General features: G+C 69.7%; 18 protein-coding genes. 11 read left to right on the forward strand and 7 right to left on the reverse strand.

The features are described from left to right. The first annotated feature begins 219 nt into the window (after positions 1–219). From VGV60_13415 to VGV60_13455, 9 genes are all read left to right on the forward strand, one after another. Positions 220–795 carry an HNH endonuclease signature motif containing protein gene (locus VGV60_13415; GenBank protein ID HEV8702266.1) on the forward strand — a complete coding sequence of 192 codons (576 nt, stop codon included), beginning with the start codon at positions 220–222 and terminating at the stop codon, positions 793–795. Between the two features lie 166 nt (positions 796–961). Further along, a complete protein-coding gene (locus VGV60_13420) occupies positions 962–2,905 on the forward strand; it encodes a tetratricopeptide repeat protein (protein HEV8702267.1) in 1,944 nt (647 codons plus the stop codon). Between the two features lie 134 nt (positions 2,906–3,039). Further along, a complete protein-coding gene (locus tag VGV60_13425) occupies positions 3,040–3,480 on the forward strand; it encodes a peroxiredoxin (protein ID HEV8702268.1) in 441 nt (146 codons plus the stop codon). A gap of 8 nt (positions 3,481–3,488) precedes the next feature. After that, positions 3,489–4,643: an efflux RND transporter periplasmic adaptor subunit gene (locus VGV60_13430; GenBank protein HEV8702269.1), complete on the forward strand. Its 1,155-nt coding sequence runs from the start codon at positions 3,489–3,491 to the stop codon at positions 4,641–4,643. 61 nt (positions 4,644–4,704) lie between these two features. Continuing rightward, positions 4,705–5,427: an ABC transporter ATP-binding protein gene (locus tag VGV60_13435; protein ID HEV8702270.1), complete on the forward strand. Its 723-nt coding sequence runs from the start codon at positions 4,705–4,707 to the stop codon at positions 5,425–5,427. After that, a complete protein-coding gene (locus VGV60_13440) occupies positions 5,424–6,581 on the forward strand; it encodes an FtsX-like permease family protein (protein ID HEV8702271.1) in 1,158 nt (385 codons plus the stop codon). The genes VGV60_13435 and VGV60_13440 overlap by 4 nt, the downstream gene beginning before the upstream one ends. A gap of 31 nt (positions 6,582–6,612) precedes the next feature. After that, positions 6,613–7,791 carry an ABC transporter permease gene (locus tag VGV60_13445; protein ID HEV8702272.1) on the forward strand — a complete coding sequence of 393 codons (1,179 nt, stop codon included), beginning with the start codon at positions 6,613–6,615 and terminating at the stop codon, positions 7,789–7,791. A gap of 5 nt (positions 7,792–7,796) precedes the next feature. Then, entirely contained in the window at positions 7,797–9,425 is a 1,629-nt protein-coding gene (locus VGV60_13450) for a glycosyltransferase family 39 protein (protein HEV8702273.1), read from the forward strand. Continuing rightward, positions 9,422–10,522 carry a PIG-L family deacetylase gene (locus VGV60_13455; protein HEV8702274.1) on the forward strand — a complete coding sequence of 367 codons (1,101 nt, stop codon included), beginning with the start codon at positions 9,422–9,424 and terminating at the stop codon, positions 10,520–10,522. The genes VGV60_13450 and VGV60_13455 overlap by 4 nt, the downstream gene beginning before the upstream one ends. 29 nt (positions 10,523–10,551) lie before the next feature. On the opposite strand, the gene VGV60_13460 is transcribed toward VGV60_13455, so the two are convergent. The 6 genes from VGV60_13460 to proC form a co-directional block, all read right to left on the reverse strand. Continuing rightward, the gene (locus tag VGV60_13460; protein HEV8702275.1) at positions 10,552–11,307 is read right to left on the reverse strand and encodes an iron-containing redox enzyme family protein; all 756 of its coding nucleotides are present in this window, start codon (positions 11,305–11,307) and stop codon (positions 10,552–10,554) included. Positions 11,308–11,359: 52 nt separating this feature from the next. After that, positions 11,360–12,346 carry a hypothetical protein gene (locus VGV60_13465; protein ID HEV8702276.1) on the reverse strand — a complete coding sequence of 329 codons (987 nt, stop codon included), beginning with the start codon at positions 12,344–12,346 and terminating at the stop codon, positions 11,360–11,362. Next, complete coding sequence (locus VGV60_13470) at positions 12,346–12,972, reverse strand: L,D-transpeptidase (protein HEV8702277.1); 627 nt, start codon at positions 12,970–12,972, stop codon at positions 12,346–12,348. The genes VGV60_13465 and VGV60_13470 overlap by 1 nt, the downstream gene beginning before the upstream one ends. A 53-nt stretch (positions 12,973–13,025) precedes the next feature. Further along, positions 13,026–14,096, reverse strand: a complete 1,071-nt coding sequence (locus VGV60_13475; GenBank protein ID HEV8702278.1) for a L,D-transpeptidase family protein — start codon at positions 14,094–14,096, stop codon at positions 13,026–13,028. Between the two features lie 94 nt (positions 14,097–14,190). Further along, positions 14,191–14,796 (reverse strand): hypothetical protein, encoded by a 606-nt coding sequence (locus tag VGV60_13480; GenBank protein HEV8702279.1) that lies wholly within the window; start codon positions 14,794–14,796, stop codon positions 14,191–14,193. A 145-nt stretch (positions 14,797–14,941) separates the two neighbouring features. Continuing rightward, the gene (gene proC, locus VGV60_13485) at positions 14,942–15,766 is read right to left on the reverse strand and encodes a pyrroline-5-carboxylate reductase (GenBank protein HEV8702280.1); all 825 of its coding nucleotides are present in this window, start codon (positions 15,764–15,766) and stop codon (positions 14,942–14,944) included. A 90-nt stretch (positions 15,767–15,856) separates the two neighbouring features. Between proC and VGV60_13490 the strand changes: the two genes are divergently transcribed. Both VGV60_13490 and VGV60_13495 read left to right on the forward strand, forming a co-directional pair. Then, positions 15,857–16,234 carry a hypothetical protein gene (locus VGV60_13490; protein HEV8702281.1) on the forward strand — a complete coding sequence of 126 codons (378 nt, stop codon included), beginning with the start codon at positions 15,857–15,859 and terminating at the stop codon, positions 16,232–16,234. 108 nt (positions 16,235–16,342) lie between these two features. After that, positions 16,343–17,596, forward strand: coding sequence for a hypothetical protein (locus VGV60_13495; protein HEV8702282.1), 1,254 nt, complete (start codon positions 16,343–16,345; stop codon positions 17,594–17,596). Here the strand turns inward: VGV60_13495 and VGV60_13500 are convergent. Next, complete coding sequence (locus VGV60_13500) at positions 17,572–19,263, reverse strand: glycosyltransferase family 39 protein (GenBank protein HEV8702283.1); 1,692 nt, start codon at positions 19,261–19,263, stop codon at positions 17,572–17,574. The genes VGV60_13495 and VGV60_13500 overlap by 25 nt on opposite strands. Positions 19,264–19,266 lie beyond the last annotated feature (3 nt).

Raw genomic sequence — 19,266 nt, forward strand, 5'->3', positions numbered from 1 at the left:
GAGACGGCCGTGGTGGCCGCCCGGTCTGGAGTCGGCCCGCCGGACGGTAACTGGAGTCATCCGGCCTGGCAGCCGGGCCGGTTCACACAACCGGACGGCGTTTCCGCTTCGGGTCAGGTGCAGGTCGATTCCCCCTGGAGAGTCGGGAGGACGACGTGGTCGGCGGTAGGCGGCGGAGTGCAAATGTGTGCGCCCGCAACGGCCGTGGACAGGGTGCCAATGTGTGCGTCCTCCCGGTCGCGCGTCCGCTTCTGGGCCCCCAATGACGTCGCCGACCTCTGGCAGCATGCCCTGAACGTCTGCCGCCTGGTTCCGGGGGGGCCCGTCGACGCGTCCCCTCTCGAGGACTGGGAGTGCGTCGCCCGGATGATCGCCTCGTTCCTGCACACCTGGGACGTCAGCGGCGACCCCAAGTGGCGACGCGATCACCGGATCTTCGAGAGGGACGGCTGGCGCTGCCGGGTCCCTGGCTGCTCGTCGCGCCAGAGCCTGCAGGTCCACCATGTGATCTACCGGTCCCACGGTGGCGGCAACGAAGACGACAACCTGGCGGTGCTCTGCGCCACGCACCACCTGCAGGGGATTCACGCCGGGCGCCTGCGCTGCCGCGGATCGTGCGAGGGGCACCTGCGCTGGGAGTTCGGCGTCGGCCACGGCGGCGCGCCGATCATGACCACCGTCGAGGAGGTCATCTTGAAACCCGACGAGGTCAAGGCGAGCGACGCCGACCGTCACGGCGCTCAAATAGAAGCCGCCAACGCCGACCGCTGCCGCTCCCGGCAGGCCGCCTGCTAGCCCGAGCAGGCGCGACAGCCGCCGGGACTGCGCCGGAAGTGCCTCAAGGTTGACGGATTCGACATGACCCGGCGTAACATGCAGCCTGATTCGCCGGGCGCAGCACGGGACGCAGGTGACCCTGGTGGCGGGCGCAGGGTCGGCGCCATGAACCGGGGATAGCCCGGTGCTCCTGGGGGGACGGGTGAAGGACCTCCGGCCGGCGGCGGTGTTCGTGCTGGCGTACGCGCTGAGACTCCTCTACGTCCTGCAGATCCGGGACGCCCCGTACTTCGACGTCCCCCTGATCGACGGCCCGAACTACTTTCGCATGGCCGCCGCGATCGCCTCCGGCTCCCTGACCGGCGGGCATCAGGTGTTCTGGCAGCCGCCGCTGTACTCCTACTTCCTGGCCCTCCTGTTCGTGACGGTCGGCAACGGCATGCTGGCGATCTACGCCGTCCAGGCGGCCGTCGGGGCGCTCTCCTGCGTGCTGATCTACTGGATCGGGAAGCGACTGTTCGACGCGCGGGCGGCCACGGCGGCCGGAGTCATCGGCGCCCTGTACGGCCCTTTGATCCACTTCGACGCGCAGCCGCTCGTCCCGGTCGTGCACATCGTCCTCGTCCTGGGCGGGCTCCTGATGCTCCTTCGTGCGGCGGGGATCGGCGAGCCGGCCGACCCGCGCCCCGGAGGATTCTTTTCGGCCGGGCTCCTCTGGGGGCTGGCCGCCACGGCGACCCCGAACATTCTCCTGGCGGTCCCCCCGGCCGCCGCCTGGGCCTGGCGGCGGATGCGCGCGGCGGGCGTCGCGGGACTTCTGGTCGCGGGCGTGGGGCTTCCGGTTCTGGTCGTCACGGCGCGCAACGTTCTCGTGGCGCGCGATGCGGTGCTGATCTCCTCGAACGGCGGCATCAATTTTTTCGTGGGCAACAACCCGGACTACGAGCGGACGATCCGCCTGCGCCCCGGGGGGGAGTTCGAGCGCCTCGCCCAGGAGCCGGAGAACCTCGGCATCGTGAAGGCCTCCGCCCGGTCGCGCTATTTCGCCGCGCGCGCCGGTCGGTACCTGCGCGAGCACCCCGGGGAGGCGTTGCGTCTCTATGCGCGCAAGACAGGCGAATTGATCGCCGGACGGGAGATCCCGCGCAACCAGGACGCTTACGTCTACCGCCGCGAGTCGTGGCTTCTGGCGCTCCTCCTCTGGCGCTTCGGCATTTCGTTTCCGTTCGGCCTCGTCGCCCCGCTCGCCCTGGCCGGCCTGTTCGTCGGCGGACAGGCCTCCGAAGCGCAGGGTTCCGGCCGCCGACTCCTCCTGCTCTACACGGCGGCGTACGCGGTCTCCATCCTTCTGTTTTTTCCAACCGATCGCTACCGGCTCCCTCTGGTTCCGGTCGCCGCGCTGCTCGCGGGTCGGATGCTGGCCGCGCTGCCGGGGTGCCTGAAGAGACCGATCGTCCCGGCCGCTTTCCTGTGCGGGCTTGTCCTGTTCAATCTGGACGCCCGGGCCCCCCGAGAGGTCTACCCGGAAGAGGAGGCGCTGAACGCCGCCTACGCCCTCAGAATGAAAGGGCGGCCGCAGGAGGCGCGCGACGCGTACCTGCAGGCGATGGCGCTGAACCCGCGGAGGATCGATCCGTACAACGCCCTGGCCGTCATGGCGGCGGAGGAAGGACGCTGGGACGAGGCGGCGGCCCGCTACGAAGCGCTTCTGGAGATTGCCCCCGACTTCGCCGAAGTGCGGCGCAGCCTCGGGGAGGCGTACAGAGCGCTCGGGCGCAAGGAGGATGCCTGGCGCGAATGGCGGGCCGCCGTCGACCTCGCCCCCGGCGAAGGGCTTGCTCTCGCCGACATGTGCATGTCGGCTTACGAGGACGGGGCGATCGCCGACGCCGAGGCGCACTGCGAGCGGGCCGTGCGGGCACGGCCCGACCTGCCCGAAACCCACCTGTCCATGGGCCTGGTCGCCCGCGCTCTGCAGCGACGCGACCGGGCGCGGGCGGAATTGACCGAGGCGGCCCGTCTCTTTCCGCGCGGGAGCGCCGGCGGCCGGCGCGCGATCGAGATCCTGGAGAAGATGCGGCGTCGGGATGCGCGTCTCAAAGGAGAGCCGTCCCCCACCCCGCCCTGAGGGTGCCCACGCTTCCGGTCGGGCCGCCGGGGCGCACGAGCCGCCGAGCCCTGCGCCGAGCCCTCCGCTTGCGGCGCGGCGCCGGGGGATGGTAACCTCATGACTCTGCCCAACTTGGGGAGGTGACAACCGCCATGCTTTCAATAGGTTCCATTGCGCCTGCGTTCACGGTGAAGGACGACCGGGGGCGGGACGTCTCCCTGGCCGATTTCAAGGGGAAGACCGTCGTCCTCTGGTTCTATCCGAAGGCCGACACGCCGGGCTGAACCATCGAGGGTTGCGGGTACCGCGACCTGGCGACCGAATTCGACAAGAGAAACGCCGTGATCCTGGGAGCGTCGTTCGACACCGTGGAAGAGAACCGGGCCTTCGCCGAGAAGTTCGGCTACCCGTTCCGCCTGCTCTGCGACACGAAGCGGGAGATCGGGATGGCCTACGGCGCCTGCGACACGCCGCAGGACGAATGCGCCCGGCGGATCTCCTACGTGATCGACCCGCAGGGCACCATTGCGCATGCCTTTCCGAAGGTCGACACGAAGAGTCATCCGCGCGCGGTGCTCGCCCTTCTCGCATGAGCATGCCGATGCCGGTCGACAATCCGCGCGCCGCACCGGACCTGGCGGGCCTCAGGATCCGCCGCGAGCCCGACCGCCCGAAGCGCCCCATCGGGATCCTGCTTCTCGGGGCGGTCCTGGCGTTCGCCGTCGCCGCCGGCGCATACGTCCTCATGTCCCCTGTCCTGCGGGCCGTGCCGGTGGAGTCCACGAAGGCGGCTCTGGTCACGGAAGGCCAGGCGCTGACGGTCCTGTCGGCTTCGGGGTACGTCGAGGCCGAGACCCGGGCGGACCTCTCCCCCAAGATCACCTCGCGCATCACCGACTTGCGGGTGACGGAGGGATCGCGCGTCAAGAAAGGGGAGATCATCGCCCGCCTGGACCACCAGGACCTCGACGCGCAGCTCGCCGAGGCCCAGGCGGCCTGGGCCCAGGCCGCGGCGGATCTCGCGAGACAGCAGACGCTCTTCCAGCAGGGGCTGGCGACGAAATCGGCCCTCGACGCCGCGGTGTCCGGAGAGGCCGCGACGCGCGCCCGGGCCGACTACATCCGGGCCCTCCTCGACTACACGGTCCTGCGGGCGCCGTTCGACGGGGTCGTGGTCGCCAAGCGGGCGCACGTCGGCGAGGCGGTCTCTCCGTTCGGGTCGCCCGGCCAGGGCTCCTCGAACGGCGGCGCCATCGTGACGCTGGTCGACTTCTCGACTCTCTACGTCGGCGTGGACGTCAACGAGTCGAACCTGGCGCGCCTTGCCTCGAAGCAGCCGGCCGAGATCACGCTCGAGGCGTATCCCGAGCGCGTCTACAAGGGCTACCTGAAGCAGGTGATCCCGTCCGCCGACCGCCAGAAGGGGACGGTGAAGGTCAAGGTGGCCATCCTCGATCCCGACGAGAACATCCTTCCCGACCTCTCGGCGCGCGTGAGCTTCACCAGCGAGGCGACCCGGGGGGCGTCGGCGCGGACGCAGATCGAGATCCCGAAGAGCGCCCTGGCTGTGCGCGACGGGAAGACCGGTGTCTTTCTCATCCAGGACGACAGGGCCGTCTTCCGGCCGGTCGTCCTCGGGCGCGAGAAGGATTCGACCGCCGAGATCAAGGAAGGGCTGCGCGGGGGCGAGGCGCTGGTCGCCGACGCGTCGAAGGACGGCCTCGAGGACGGCGCCCGCATCCGGATCAGCAAGTAGGCAGGGGCCGCCCGCCCGGCTGCGGCCGACGCGCCTGCGGGAGCGGCACACAGGAGGAACCGTGGCAGAGCCGCTCATCACCATCGAGCACGTTTCGAAAGTCTATCGCCGGGATTCCCTCCAGATCCCGGTCCTCGAGGACATCAACCTGGACATCGGCAAGGGGGAGTTCGTCGCCCTGATGGGGCCCTCCGGCTCGGGCAAGACGACGCTCCTGAACCTCATCGCTGGGATCGACACCACGACCCGGGGCCGCATCACCGTCGAGGGGAAGGACATTTCGCAGATGGGCGAGAGCGCGCTGGCCCGGTGGCGGGCCCGCCACATCGGCTTCATCTTCCAGCTCTACAACCTGATCCCGGTCCTCACCGCGTTCGAGAACGTCGAGCTGCCGCTCCTCCTGACGCCCCTGTCGCGCCGTGAGCGCCACGAGCACGTGAAGACGGCCCTGTCGATCGTCGGCCTGGCCGACCGCATCGATCACTATCCCCGGCAGCTCTCCGGCGGCCAGGAGCAGCGCGTCGCCATCGCCCGGGCCATCGTCGCGGATCCGTTGATCCTGGTGGCCGACGAGCCGACGGGGGATCTGGACGCGAAGAGCGCCGAGGAGATCCTCGCCCTGCTCGACCGGCTGAACGCCGAGTTCTCCAAGACGATCGTCATGGTCACGCACGACCCGCGCGCGGCGGCGCGCGCCCACCGGATGCTGCACCTCGACAAGGGCGTGCTCTCGGCCGAGACCGCCGCCTCCGCCCTGGAACGATCCCGGGAAGGCCGGTCATGAAGTATTTCCGCTACGTCTGGAAGAACGTCTTTCGGAAGAAGAGCCGGGCGTTTCTCACCATGGCATCGATCGTCCTGGTCCTGGTGCTCATCGTCGTCCTCTCGTCGCTGCTCGAGGCGATGGAGTACGACCCCAGCGGCGGCCGGGGATCGACGCACATCGTCGTGCAGCACGCCACCGGGCTCGCCAATTTCATGCCCCTCGCCTACCGCCAGAAGATCGAGCAGGTCCCGGACGTCGTCGCGGTGGCGCCGCAGATCTGGTTCGGTGGCACCTACATCGACGATCGCCCGGAGAACTTCTTCGGCCAGCTCTCGACCGACCCGGAGGTCTGGGCGGTCATCCACGACGACTACACGATCCCGGCGGACCAGCTCGCGACCTGGCAGGGTGAGCGCGATTCGTTCATCGCCGGCCGGCAGCTCATCGACAAGTACCACTGGAAGATCGGCGACCGGATCCAGCTGAAGGGGACCTATATCTCGATGACCCTCGACCTGGTCCTGCGCGGCGTGTACCGCGGCCCCGACGAGTCGAACATCTTCTTCCACAACAAGTACCTGGAGAACTCGTTCGTGGGGCGCCTGAACCAGACCGGCATCTTCTTTCTGCGCACGAATCTGGCGGGGCAGGTGCCGGGGACCTGCGACGCGATCAACCGCATGTTCGAGAACAGCGAGGCCCCGGTCAAGGCCATGCCCGAGCAGCAGTTCATGCTGCAGTTCGCCGAGATGATGGGAAACATCAAGCTCCTGGTTCGATCCATCGCGCTCACCGTGCTGCTCACGGTGGTCCTCATCGTGGCGAATTCGGTCGCCATGAGCGCGCGCGAGCGTGTGACGCAGATCGCGGTCATCCGCGCCCTCGGGTTCCGGCGCGGCCAGGTCCTGGCGCTCGTCCTCTCCGAGGCCGTCGTCCTGGCCCTTCTGGGCGGCGTCGCGGGGGTCCTGCTTTCGATTCCGTTCACCCACATCCTGGTCGAGGGGATGAAGCACTCTCCCGTGGCGCCCTTCGCCTTCAACGTCCGGATCTCCGCCACCACGCTCCTCACCTCCTTCGCCGCCTCCGTGGCGATCGGGATCCTGGCCGGCTTCGTGCCGGCGATCCGCTCGGCGCGGGTGCGGATCGTCGACGGTCTCAGGCAGGTGGCCTGATGGGCATCCCGGACGGCTCGGAGGTCGTCTGATGGGCATCCCGCTCAAGTACAACCTGCGCAACCTGGTCGTCCGCAAAGTCTCGACCGGCATGACCGTTCTCGGCATCGCCCTCGTCGTGACGGTCTTTCTCCTGGTGATGTCGCTCGCGGAAGGGGTCCGCAAGACCCTCTCGACCAGCGTGTCTCCCCTCAACGTCGTCGTCCTGCGGGTCGGGGCGCAGTCCGACGTCCAGAGCTACGTCAGCCGCGACCAGTACGAGGCGATCCGCACGCTCGACGGCATCGCCAAGGGGGAGGACGGCCAGCCGATCGTCTCCTCCGAGATGGTGGTCCTGATCAACATCCCGCGCCGGGACGGCAAGCGGACCAACGTGATCGTGCGCGGCGTCGAGCCGGTCGCCATAGGGATCCGCGACGACAAGGTCAAGGTCGTCGAGGGCCGGATGTTCCGGTCCGGCACCAGCGAGGCGATCGTCTCGACCCGGCTGCGGCAGCGTTTCGCCGACATGCAGATCGGCCGCACGATCCAGTCCGGATCGGAGCGCTACACGGTCGTCGGGTTCTTCGACGCCTCCGGGTCGCCCTACGACTCGGAGATCTGGGCCGATCTGCACAACGTGCAGGAGCAGGCCCACCGGGGGACCGGGTTCAGCAGCGTGGTGGCCCGCGCCACCGACTCGGGGGCGCGCGACCGGGTGGTCGCGGGGATCAAGGGCGACCAGCGGATCAAGCTCGAGGCGACGCCCGAGACCGAGTATTTCGCGAAACAGATGGGGACCGCCAAGCCGATCCAGTTCCTGGCCTACCTGGTGGCGGTCATCATGGCGATCGGCGCCTCGTTCGGCGCCATGAACACGATGTACGCGCAGGTGTCGGCCCGCACGCGCGAGATCGCCACCCTGCGCGCCCTCGGTTTCTCCCGGACCGTCATCCTGGCCTCGTTCGTGTTCGAGTCGATGAGCCTCGGGCTCCTGGGCGGTGTCCTGGGCGGCGCCATGGCCGCCCTCATCGTCAACCTGTTCCTCACCGCCCCGACCGGCACGAACAACTTCCAGACCTTCGCCGAGATCATGTTCAACTTCGAGCTGACCGCTCCGCTGATCGTCGCGGGTGTGATCTTCTCCCTGGCGATGGGGCTGTTCGGCGGCCTGTTCCCCGCCTCGCGCGCCGCGCGGCTGAAGATCACCAACGCCCTGCGCGAGGCCTAGAGGACGTGGAGAAGCGCGCCGCGGCGCTCCCGCGGGCCGAGGTCCCGGGCCTTGTGGCGCTCGCCGGCGCGATGCTCCTGCTGCGCGCCGCCTACTGCTTCAGCTACCCCTTCGACTCCGACGAGCCGCAGCACCTGCACGTCGCCTGGGCCTGGACCCAGGGCCTGCTTCCGTACAGGGATGTCTTCGACAACCACGCGCCGCTGTTTCATGTCCTGAGCGCCCCCCTGGTCGCCCTGATCGGCGAGAGCCCTCGCATCCTCGTGTTCATGCGTCTGGCGTTGATCCCGCTCTCCGCGGCGACGCTCTGGGGAACGTACCTCCTGGGCCGCCGGCTCTTCGGAGCGCGCGCCGGATGGTGGGCGGCGATCCTCTGCGGGCTGAGCCCGACCTTCTTCTTCAAATCGGTCGAATACCGGACGGATGTCCTGTGGGCCGCGCTCTGGGTCCTGGCCATCGCCGTCTTTCTCTCGGGTCCTGCCGGACCCAGGCGCTGGCTCTTCGGCGGGCTGCTCCTTGGGGCCTGCCTGGCCGTCTCGCTCAAGACGGTGATGCTCCTCGCGGCCCTGGGGATCGCGGCCGCGGGCGTCCTGCTCCTGGGGGCCCGTCCGGCCCGGATGGTCCGCTCGGCGCTCGCCGCCGCGGGCGGCATGGTCGTCGTGCCGGCCGCGATCGTGGCCTGGTTCGGGGCGCGCGGCGCCCTGACGGACCTTTATTACTGCGTCATCGGGCACAATCTCCTGCCGGGAGTCGGCCGCTGGGGGTACTCGAAGCGACTGTACCTGCTGCTGCCGATCCTCGCCCTCCTCCTCGGAATGGCGCGCCTCCTCGTCCGCCGCGTTCCCGGACCCGGCGTCGTGCTCGCCTTCCTGCTGCTGCTCTCCGGGTCGCAGTACCTCCTGCTCTCCACGGTCTGGCCCGTTCACACACGCCAGGATCTGCTGCCGTTCTACCCGCTCTTCACCGTCCTTCTGGCGGGAGGGATGCTTGCCTGGCGGGGCGGGGGCGTCCGGCTGGCGGCGGGCCTCGCCTGCCTGCAGCTCCTGGTCCTCCCCGCCCTGTCGCCGCTGCGCGGCCAGGGCACGCGCGTCCAGGAGCGGCTCCTCGCCGAGGTCCTGCGCCTCACGGATCCCTCGGATCCCGTGCTCGACCTCAAGGGGCAGAGCGTGTTCCGCAACCGCCCCTTTTACTTCGCCCTCGAGACCATGACCCTGGAGCGGATGGCGCGCGGTCTCATCGCCGATCGCATTCCCGAGCGCTGCGTCGAGACCAGGACCTGCGTCGCCCCGGCCGACATCAAGGGCTTTCCGCCGCGCGCGCGGCGCTTCCTGGAGGAGCACTTCGTCGTGGTCGGCTCGTGGCGCGTGGCGGGGGTCGTCCTGGAGCCGGCCGCGGGGGACGCGGACCGGGCGCTCTCCTTCGAGATCGCCATCCCCGCGCGGTACGCCGTGGCGGGCAGAGAGGGGCCTCCACGGGGTATGCTGGACGGCGCGCCGTGCGACGGTCCGCGCGATCTCGCGCCCGGCCGGCACGAGTACCGCCCGGCGCCTGCCGACGGACCGATCGCGATCATCTGGGCGCAGGCGGTGGAACGGGGGTTCACCCCGTTCGCGAAGCGCGGAGACTCGCTGTGAGATGGGATGGGCCGGGGCCCGGGGAGCGCCTTCTCGTCCTGGCGCCCCATCCGGACGACGAGACGCTCGCCGCCGGCGGCCTGCTGCAGCGCGCCCTGGCGCGCGGCGGGGCCGCCCGCGTGCTGTTCGCCACCGACGGGGAGAACAACCCGTGGACGCAGCGCCTGGTCGAGCGGCGCGTGCGTATCGGCCCGGAGGATTCCGCCCGGTTCGGCCGGCGCCGCCGCGGAGAAGCGCTCGCCGCCCTCGTGGAGCTGGGGCTCCGGGCCGAGGACGCCGTCTTCCTCGGCCTGCCGGATCAGGCCATCACCGACCTGCTGCTCTTCGGCGACCAGATCGGAGTGAATCGCCTCGCCTCCCTGCTGGCCGACTGGAGGCCGACCCTGGTGATTCTCCCCTCCCCCTTCGATCTGCACCCGGACCACAGCGCCCTGGCCGTCCTGGCCCGCCTCGCGCTGTCCCGGGTCTCCCCGGGCCGATCCGCCGGGGAGGAAGGGGCGCGCATCCTGACCTACATCGTCCACCGCACCGCGGCCATGCGACCCGATGAAGGGGCCGAGGAGGGGCCCGATGTGGCACGCTTCGAGCTGTCGCCTGCGGAGAAGGCCCGGAAGCGTCGCGCGATCCTCTGTCATGCCACCCAGCTGACGGTCCACCGGCGCAAGTTCCTGGCGTATGCCCAGCGCCCCGAGGTGTTTCTCGTCGACGCCGCCCGCGGCGTGCCGGGCAACGGCCTCCACCCGGTGCGGCGGGCGATCCGGGACGGCTCCGCGCTCCGGCTCGACCTGAAGCTGCGTCCGCGCCCGGGGGCATTCGGCCGCCCGACCCTGCACGTGGCGGCGGGGGCCGAGGGGGCGCGGCAGAGCCTGTCGCTCGACCTGCGCTGGAGGCGCGGGCGCTCGGACATCACCGATGCGCTCACCATGGAATCCAGGGGACTGGCCTCCCTGCGGGGCGGCCGGCGCGGCGGGATCGTCGAGGTGCCTCTGGCGTCGCTGCCGCGATCCGGCCGGCTGTTCGTGAAGCTGAAGCGTCGCTTCGGGTTTTTCGACGAAGGGGGCTGGCTGGAGGTGGACGGCCTTCCGGACGAAGACTAGCACGACCGGGCACCCGGCCGGGCCGCGCTTCAGCGGGAGCGGGCCGGGGGCCGATCGATCCGGCAGGCGCGCGCCACGCCGTCCCTGTACAGGAGCCACAGGTCGAGGCTGCGGGCCATGACGCGCCGGATGCGGTCGGCGGTCACCGGCGATCGGGCGTGATCGAGGACCATCTTCCAGGCCATCTTGCGGTGCCCCGTTTCGACCATGTGGTGCGCCCGCTTCAGGTCCAGGAAGCGGGGATCGACGCCATAGTGCGAGACCAGTGCGTTCCGGCGCAGCTCGGCCTCGAGATCGACCGGATCCTCCGGCTCGGGCGTCGTGACCCGGCGGCGATCCTCGACGCTCCCCTCGATGAAGATCGTCACCAGGGCGGCCCCCTCGATCCACGGGCGGCGCGTGGTGACCTGATCGATGAAGGCGCGGTAGGCGGCCGCCTCGGGAATCAGTTCGATCCCGGTGAAGCGCGCCCGAGGGAACCCGAGCCCTTCCATCATGATCAGGAACAGCTCGGGATGGGGCACCCCCTTGCTCAGCTTCCCGGTCTCTTCCTCGTAGAGGTTCTCGGCGAGGTCCTGCCGCACTTCGGGGTGCGGGCAGCGGGCGTGCACCCGGCTCAGGAGCACGGGGAAGTCGCGCACATACACGTCGAATTCCTGCGCGAAGTGCAAGAGAAGCTGGGCCCGCGTGGCGTGCCCTTCGTTGATGTGGGGCCAGGCCCAGTGGTTCTTGCGGTCCATGATGGCCAGGAGGTCTTCCTGGAGCTCGGCAACGGCCAGCGGCATCGAGATCCCCTTCCAGCGACGGTCCTGATGATTGTGCCCGAGGGGCGTGAAATCAAGCCCCGCCGGAGGGCGGGGCATCCTGCGGCGGGCCCGCTTCCGCGTCGCCCGGCCCGGGGGAAGGCGTCGGCCGGGCTTCGGCGGGTGGAACCTCCTCCCAATCGGGATCCGGCTCGGCCTCGACGGCAGGGGCATTCTCGTCGCCGGGCTCGCCGCCGTTCGCCGGACGGGATTCCTCCTCGGGCGGGGCCTCGATCGGCGGCGGAATCTGGAAGGGGACCCCTTCCGCCGGCGGACCGGGCTTCTCGGCCGGCACCTTGACCGCCTTGCCCGGTTTGATCTTGCCCGGAGCTTCCTGGCCGACGTCCGGCAGCAGGTAACCACGTGGCGGAACGAGGACGATGGGCTCCCCCGGAACGAGGGATCGGTAGACTTCGCGCGCCGTCCCCTCCTCGAGGCGCAGGGCGACGCGCAGGTCGATCCGATCGGCGCCGTGGCGCGCGCCCGGCCAGAGGCGCCGCCACCATCCGGCGGCCCGCGAGAACGCACCGCGGCTCTCCGGCAGTCCCTCGACCCGGATGGCCACGCGCTGCCGGAAATGCAGCGTGTAGCCGGCCGGCGCCTCGGGAGGCAGGGCATCCGCCACGTTTTCGTCCGCCGCGCCCGCCTCGATCTCGGCGGGCGTCAGCGGCGAGAGGCGCGGATCTCCATCTTTTTCCTTCAGGAACACCGTCCCGGCGTGCGCCAGGAGACCGGGAGCTCCCCCCTCACCCGCGCGCGCGAGTCCGCCGATTTCGATCGCCTGCAGCGGGAGCTCACGCATCGTCATCCCGAGCAGCCGGTAGCGGAGGAGCTTCGCCTCCGCGTCGACGATCACGTACGGCTTGCGGGTCTTGGAGAGCGCCAGTTCGGATTCGAGCAGGGCGACCCGGCGACGGAGCGCATGGAGGTCTCCCCGGGTCGGCGCCTTCGCGCTCCCTGCCCCCAGGGCGGCCAGGAGAAGCGCCGCAGTCCATCCGGCCCGCATCCGTGCGCCGCTCATCAGAAGATGTAGACCGGCGTGCCGATGCGGATGCTGTGGTAGACCATGTCGAGGTCGCGCGCTCCGAGACGCACGCAGCCATGGGTGATGCTCAGCCCCAGGGCGCGCTCGTAGAGCGTGCCGTGAATCAGGTACCCGTCGCCCAGATCCATGGCGTAGTCGCCCAGCTCGGTCGGCGCGAGGCGCGCCGCCAGGTCGCGCGGGATCGGCTCCCCGATCTCGAGGAACGCCCAGTCGGGCTTGATCCAGACCGGGTTGGGGTGCTTGGCGCGAATGTCGAACTCGCCCCGCGGCGTGTCGAACACCCACAACCGCTTCTTGACCGGGTCCGACAGGGCGCGCCCGCTTCCGGTCGAGCAGACCGCCTCGAGCGCCGGCCGGTCGTTCTTGACCAGAGTCAGGAGATTCCGCCCGGTGTCGATGATCACGTAGGTCCCCTTCGGACGGAGGGCGGCGATCTGGCTCTCCAGGGCCGCCGCGCGTTTCTCGAGAGCGCGGAACTCCTTCTGATCGGCGGCGTCGAGCGGGGTCGGGTCGGCCGCACCGGGATGCAGCCGTTCCTGTCGCAGGCGCAGGATCAGGCCCCCGGCGAGCAGCACGAAGCCGGCGAGAACGAGCAGGGGCATCGCACGCCGCCAGGCCGATCGCGCCACGTTAGTCGGGTTCGGCGGGGTTCCGTTCACGGCACCACCTCTTCCGGAATCGTCCCGACGATCGTCACCGCCGTCCCGACCTTCACTCTCGGGACGAGATCGTCCATCTCGTCGTTTTCGAGGGCCACGCACCCCTGGGTCCAGTCCTGGCTCCGTCCCCCGTTGCCGTGGATCTCGATCAGGCTGCCGATCCCCTTCCCCTTCGGGACCTGGCCGCTGCGCTGCAGCCTGCGGAACCGCTCACGGTCCTCGGCGTTCGGATAATCGAGCATGAGAGCGCGATAGTACCTGGTCTGACCCGGACCGCGGACCTCGGTCACGCGGTAGCGTCCTTCCGGTGTCGCGTCGTCCCCCGCCTGCGTCTTGGTGGCCACGCCGGCCAGCCCCAGATCGGCACGATACGAGGCCACCTCGTCCTTCCCCTTGAACAGCCGGAGCTGCCGCCGCAGCTTGTCGACGATGATGACCGGCTTGCCGGTCGCCGTGCTCTCTTTGAGCGTCTCCTTCACCCACCGTCTCCACACGGCGCGCCGCGGGCTGCTGTGCAGCGCATCGAAGGCGCGGTTGAGCTCGCCGACCGCTCCGGCGAGGCGGGAGCGCCCGCGCTCCGCCGCCTCCAGCGCCCGTTCATACTCCCCCTTCTCGAACGCCCGCTTCGCCTCCCCCAGGGCCACGTCGGCCTGCAGGATGGCCTGGGCGCTGTCCGCGTCCCAGGCATGGCGTGCCAGCGCGTGCACCCGCGGCAACACGGCGGTCAGCTCCTTGATCGCCGCGCCCGCGCGTGTCCTGATGCGGGCCCGCGCCACGGTCGCCTGGTAGGCGCAGATCTCCGCCGCGATCCGGGCCTCGGACATGAGGCGCGCGGCCTCTTCGAAGTCCCGGGACAGCGCCCGGCGACGGGACTCCAGCCGAACCTCGGCCTCGGCCAGCACCAGCGCCTCCCGGGCCGCGGCGCACGGGGCCGAGGCGCGCGAGACCCCCTCGGCGGCCTCCGCCCGCTCCATCGCCGAGCGGGCCGCATCCATGTCGTCGAGAGGAGGACGCCCGCACGCGGAGATGATGCACAGGACCGCGAGGAGGAGTGCAGCGCGCCTCAAGACATCGAATGCGGGACGACCGATCGAAGGGACGGATCCGGGATGCAGGACCCCGGCCCGCGCCGGGCGGGCCGGGGTGCCGTGGAGCGCCAGGCTATCGGGCCCTGGCCTGGCCAGCCCTCTTCTGCTTGGCCTGCTCCAGCTGGTCAGCAATGGAGGTGGCCTTGTCCTTCACGGAGTTGGCGCTCTCGAGCGCCTTCTTGTAGTCGCCTGCACCGAAGGCCTGGCGCGCCTGCTCGAGCGTCCCGCGCAGGTTTTCCAGGTCGGTCTTGAACAGGGCGAGGTCGGCCCTGGAGTCCTTCGTGACCGGGGCGACCTTGAGACCGGCCTCGGCGGCCGCGACCGCCGTGTCGGCGGCGGCAATCGACGCCTCGGAATCGGTCTTGGCCTGCTCCTTGTTCGCGGCGGCGGCCTGGGCTGCCTTGGAGGCCTCTTCCTTCGACTTCGTCAGAAGCTCCTTGGCCTTGTCGTAGTTCTTGATCCACTTGGCGTTCTGCGCCTGGATCTCGTCATTCGCTGCCTTGAAGGTGGAGTCGGCGGCCTGGTACTCGTTCGGGGCCCAGGTCTCCGCCTGCGCCTCGCGTGCCTTGTCCATATCGGCCTGGGCCGCGTCAATGTCCTCCTGGGGGGCCTTGGCGCAGCCGACCGCCGCGACGCATGCCAGAACCGCAATGGCGACGATGCTGTTCCGTCTGCTCATGGATGAAATGTCCCTCCTCTCTCTCGCTGGGTTTGGACACCGTGTCAACTCGTTCACGCCTCGTCTCGAACTCTTCCGTCGGCCTCCTTTCCTCAAGAGGGGCAAGAGGATACCAGAAACCGGCGACCTCGGTATCCGGATCCGCTCATCCGTGGATGAGCTCCGCGGCCCGCCGGGTGGCGCGGACGACCGCCTTGATCAGCGTCACCCGCAGCCCCCCCTCCTCCAGCTCGAGGAGCCCGTCGATCGTACACCCAGCCGGCGTGGTCACCCCATCCTTGAGCTTGGCGGGATGCTCCCCCGTCTGCAGGACCATGGTGGCCGATCCGAGCACCATCTGCGCCGCCAGGGTGGTGGCCACGTCGCGCGGCAGGCCGACCTTCACCCCCCCCTCCGCAAGCGACTCGATGACGACGTAGATGTAGGCGGGCCCCGAAGCCGACAGGCCGGTCACCGCGTCCATGTGCCGCTCTTCCAGGATCAGGCAGCGCCCGAGCGGCTCGAAGATCCGGCGCGCGACTTCCAGGTGCTGGGCGTCGGCGAAGCGACCCCGCGCCAGGACCGTCATCCCCTGCCGCGCCAGGCAGGGGGTGTTCGGCATGGCGCGCACGATCGGAACGCGCGGACCGAGCCGCTTCTCGATGAACGCCGTGTCCACGGAGGCGGCCACCGACAGGACCAGCTGCTGGCGCGTCACCCGTCCCCGGATGCCGGCGAGGACCTCGCCCATGGCCTGCGGCTTGACGGCGAGGATGACGACCGATGCGCCGCGCACCGCCTGGGCGTTGTCGAGGGTCGTGGCGACGCGGAAGCGGGCGGACAGCGAGTCCAGGCGCTCCTGATGCCTCGCGGTCGCCACGACCTGATCGCGCGCCACGAGCCCGGCGTCGATCAGGCCGCCGATCAGGCTCTCGCCGATCTTCCCGGCCCCCAGGACGGCGATCTTCCGTATCCCCTTCTGCGGCTTCATGTCACGACCCCGAAAAAGACCGCCTAGTCTAGCATCATCCTCCGCGCTTTCCCGATTGCCGGGCCGGGCTGTGCCGTGTATATTGACGGCATGCGGACACGGAGTCGTATCCTGTCGCTGGTGACGGCCGTGGCCCTGCTCGTCGCCGGCGGACCGGCCCTCTACTGCGCGCAGGCCTCGATGCACTCGATGCCCTGCTGCAAGACCTCCGCGCGCTGCGATCTCGGCATGAAGGCCGCCGCCTGCTGCACCGTCGAGCCGTCATCCGGCTTTCCCGAGAGAACGGCGGGGCTTGGAACCGGTTTCGCGGCACCGGGTCAGGAGAAGCGTCCGCACGCCGCTCGTTCCCTTGCGGAAGCCCCCGCGGTCGATCCGGTCGCCGCGAAGGGTCCTGCCCGTCTCTGGTACCCTCCGGCGCACGTCGAGACCGTCCCCGCATACCTTCGCCACGCCTCGATCCTCTGCTGATCGGCCCGCCTCCGCGTCCCTGATCCTCCGCCTTGCACGGCTCTGAGTTTCTGACGCGCGCGTCGTGCCGTCCTGCAGCATGCGGCCGCGTGTCGATCGAGGTAGCGCATGCGAACACGTGTTTACGCATTGTGGGTGCTCGTCCCGGTTCTGGCCTTCGGTTCCGAGGATCCGTCTCCTCCACGTGAGCGGACGGAAACCAGGGCGCCAGGGGCGACGTGGAGCACCGTCTATCACGGATACGCCTTCCTGACGTCGAACCGCCAGGGCGGTCCCTCGGGCGAGCAGGATTTCGACTCGGTCAACCATCTGATGATCGTCACGTCGAGACGGTGGGGTCCTGGAACCTTCGATCTTCTCGGCACCTTCAGTGCCGAGCCGATGACCATCGCCCCCGCCGGCGCTCCGCTGCTCTTCCAGAGAGGCGAAACGTACCGGGACGTCCTCCTGGTGGACCGCCAGCACGCTCATGACCTGTTCGTGCAGCTGGGGGCCCGCCTGACCGTCGAGCTCGTGCCGGCGCGGAGCGTCCGGATCGGCGTGGCGCCGGTCGGGGAGCCGACCGTGGGCCCCACCCCGTTCGTCCACAGGCTCTCGGCCTCCGAGAACCCGCTGGCCCCCCTGGCGCATCACAACCAGGATTCGACCCACATCTCCGCCGACGTCCTCACCGCCGGAGTCCAGCTCGGGCGCCTGGGCCTCGAGGCCTCGGCGTTCCATGGACGGGAGCCGGATGAAAACCGCTGGGACGTGGACCAGGGCGGCCTCGATTCGTACGCGGCCCGCCTGTCCTGGCGCCCGGCCCCCGGGCTCTACCTTCAGGTGTCGGCGGCCCGCCGGGAGCGCCCCGAGGCGGTCGAGGACGGGGACCAGACGCGCCAGACCGCCTCGGTCGAATTCGAGCGGAGCCACGAAGGCGGGTTCGCCGCGGCGACGCTCGTGGCCGGCAGAAACCTCCTCGAGGATGGCGCCCAGGAGTGGGGCAGCCTGCTCGAAGGGATCTGGAAGCTGGGGGGGAAGCATTTCATCTACGGTCGCGCCGAGCGGGTCGACCGCGATCTGTTCGAGCTGCAGAACAAGGCCCAGAGGCCCTCGACCGTTCCGGCGCGGCGCGTGGCGGTGGAGGCCCTGACGGTCGGATACACGCGCGAGCTGCCGTCCTTTCCGGCCGCAGACGCCGGTCTGGGGGCGGCCCTGACCGTCTATCGCTTCGAGGACCGCCTCGAGCCGGTCTACGGGGAGCGACCGGTTTCCGCCCAGATCTTCCTGAGGCTGAGATTTGGATCGAAGCAGGCCGGGGCGCACCACCATCACGGTGCGCTCGCGCGGCCTCTCGATCAGGGGGCGGATGGGACGTCGTAGATGTAATAGGCGTGGCCGACGATTGCGGTCGGACGGAGATGCAGGAGCCAGTTGTCCGGCCCGTCACCGTGCCGGGCGCGCAGCCGGCCGATCGCGCGGGCCAGGATGTGGGCGCTCAATGCGTAGGTGCCCGGACTCGGTCCTCGCTGCAGGTCCTCGACGGTGACACGGACCGCCTCGATCCCCAGGTGCTCGGGGCGGACGCTGCCGAAATAAGCGAACCTGAGAACCCCGCTGGGGGGGTGGCGGGCCAGCCAGTCTTTCAGCTGGTTCAGGCTCTGCCCCCAGTCGACGTTGCTGTCGTCGAGCCAGAGGTACCCGCAGCGAGCGCCTCCGTCCAGGCCCGTCTTCCCGGGGTCCGAGAGCAGGCAGGCCATCTCGTTGAAGTACGAGAGATGGTCAGGATAGATGCCGGTCCCGGCGACGACCATCCACGCGATGAGAACGCAGGCGGACGCCTTCCGCCAGGCCCCTCCGTCCTTGAGGAGAGACGCCAGGCCGGCCCCGCCGACCAGGTGCAGGAACGGCAGCGCGGGAATCATGTAGCGGAAGCCGAGGTTGTCCGAAAAGAGCGTGTAGACCGCGAAGAAGAAGATCGGCGGCAGGAGGAGGAAGGCCCGGTCCATGGCCGGCGCGGCCCCTCGCCGCACGAGCGCCCACGCTCCGATCGCGGCCAGGATGATCGCCGGGAGCGGCTCCTTGAGCAGGTACGAGACCAGGTAATAGGTCAGGAAACGCGGCTTGAACTGCCCGGCCATGAAGGCCCAGTACCCCGGATCGTGATCGGCGTTGATGATCTTGATCCCCTCGATGTACAGGAACGGGTTGCGCGGAAACAGGTACAAGGCGTGCAGCACGAGGGCCGCGACGGCGCACATGGCGAGAAAGGCGTACAGGCACCAGGCGAGTCTCTGCCCGCCCTCCTCCGAGGCGTAGGGGTCGACCAGCGTCGACTGGCGCATCGGCACCGCCGCGGGGATCCAGCGCGTCGCCCAGACCAGGAGAGCGAAGCCGGCCATCATCAGGAAGACGCCGGAAAATTTCGCGCCCAGGAGCAGTCCGAGAGCGAGACCGCACCAGACGAGCCGCTTCAGGCTCCGGTGATTGAGGTAGTGCCAGAGGGCGAAGAAGAACAGCACGGCGAAGAGCGCGAGACCCGAGTCGGTGGCGACCAGGGGGGCGTGGGCCACGATGGTCGGATCGAAGACATGGAGCAGGAGGGCGCATGCCGCCGCGGTCGCCCCCAGGAGCTTCCGGCCCCAGGCGACGATCAGGCCCGCCAGGGCGATCGACAGCAGGACGAACGGAAAGCGCGACCACGACACGACGCGCCCCTCCCCGTTTTCGAAGAGCACCTCGTTGCCGAGCTGCCACTGGAAGAACGGATCGGGCGTGTCGTCGATCGCCGCCCAGTCCTCCGGCGAGATCGGAAGCCGGGCGCCGATCAGGAGCAGGGGGAGCGCCGCGATCTCCTTGAGGAGAGGCGGGTGCTGCAGGTTGACCTTGAATTCCCCCGTCTTCAGGTACGAGAGCCCGGCGCCGATGTGCGCCGTCTCGTCGAACGTGGTCGACTTGGACCGGCTCTCGCTGAACACTTGAAGAAAGAAGACCAGGACGAGTCCGCCCAGAACGAGCGGGTGCGATGACCATTCACGAGGCCGGCCCATGGC

The organism is Candidatus Polarisedimenticolia bacterium, from assembly GCA_036001465.1.
Classification (GTDB): domain Bacteria; phylum Acidobacteriota; class Polarisedimenticolia; order Gp22-AA2; family Gp22-AA2; genus Gp22-AA3.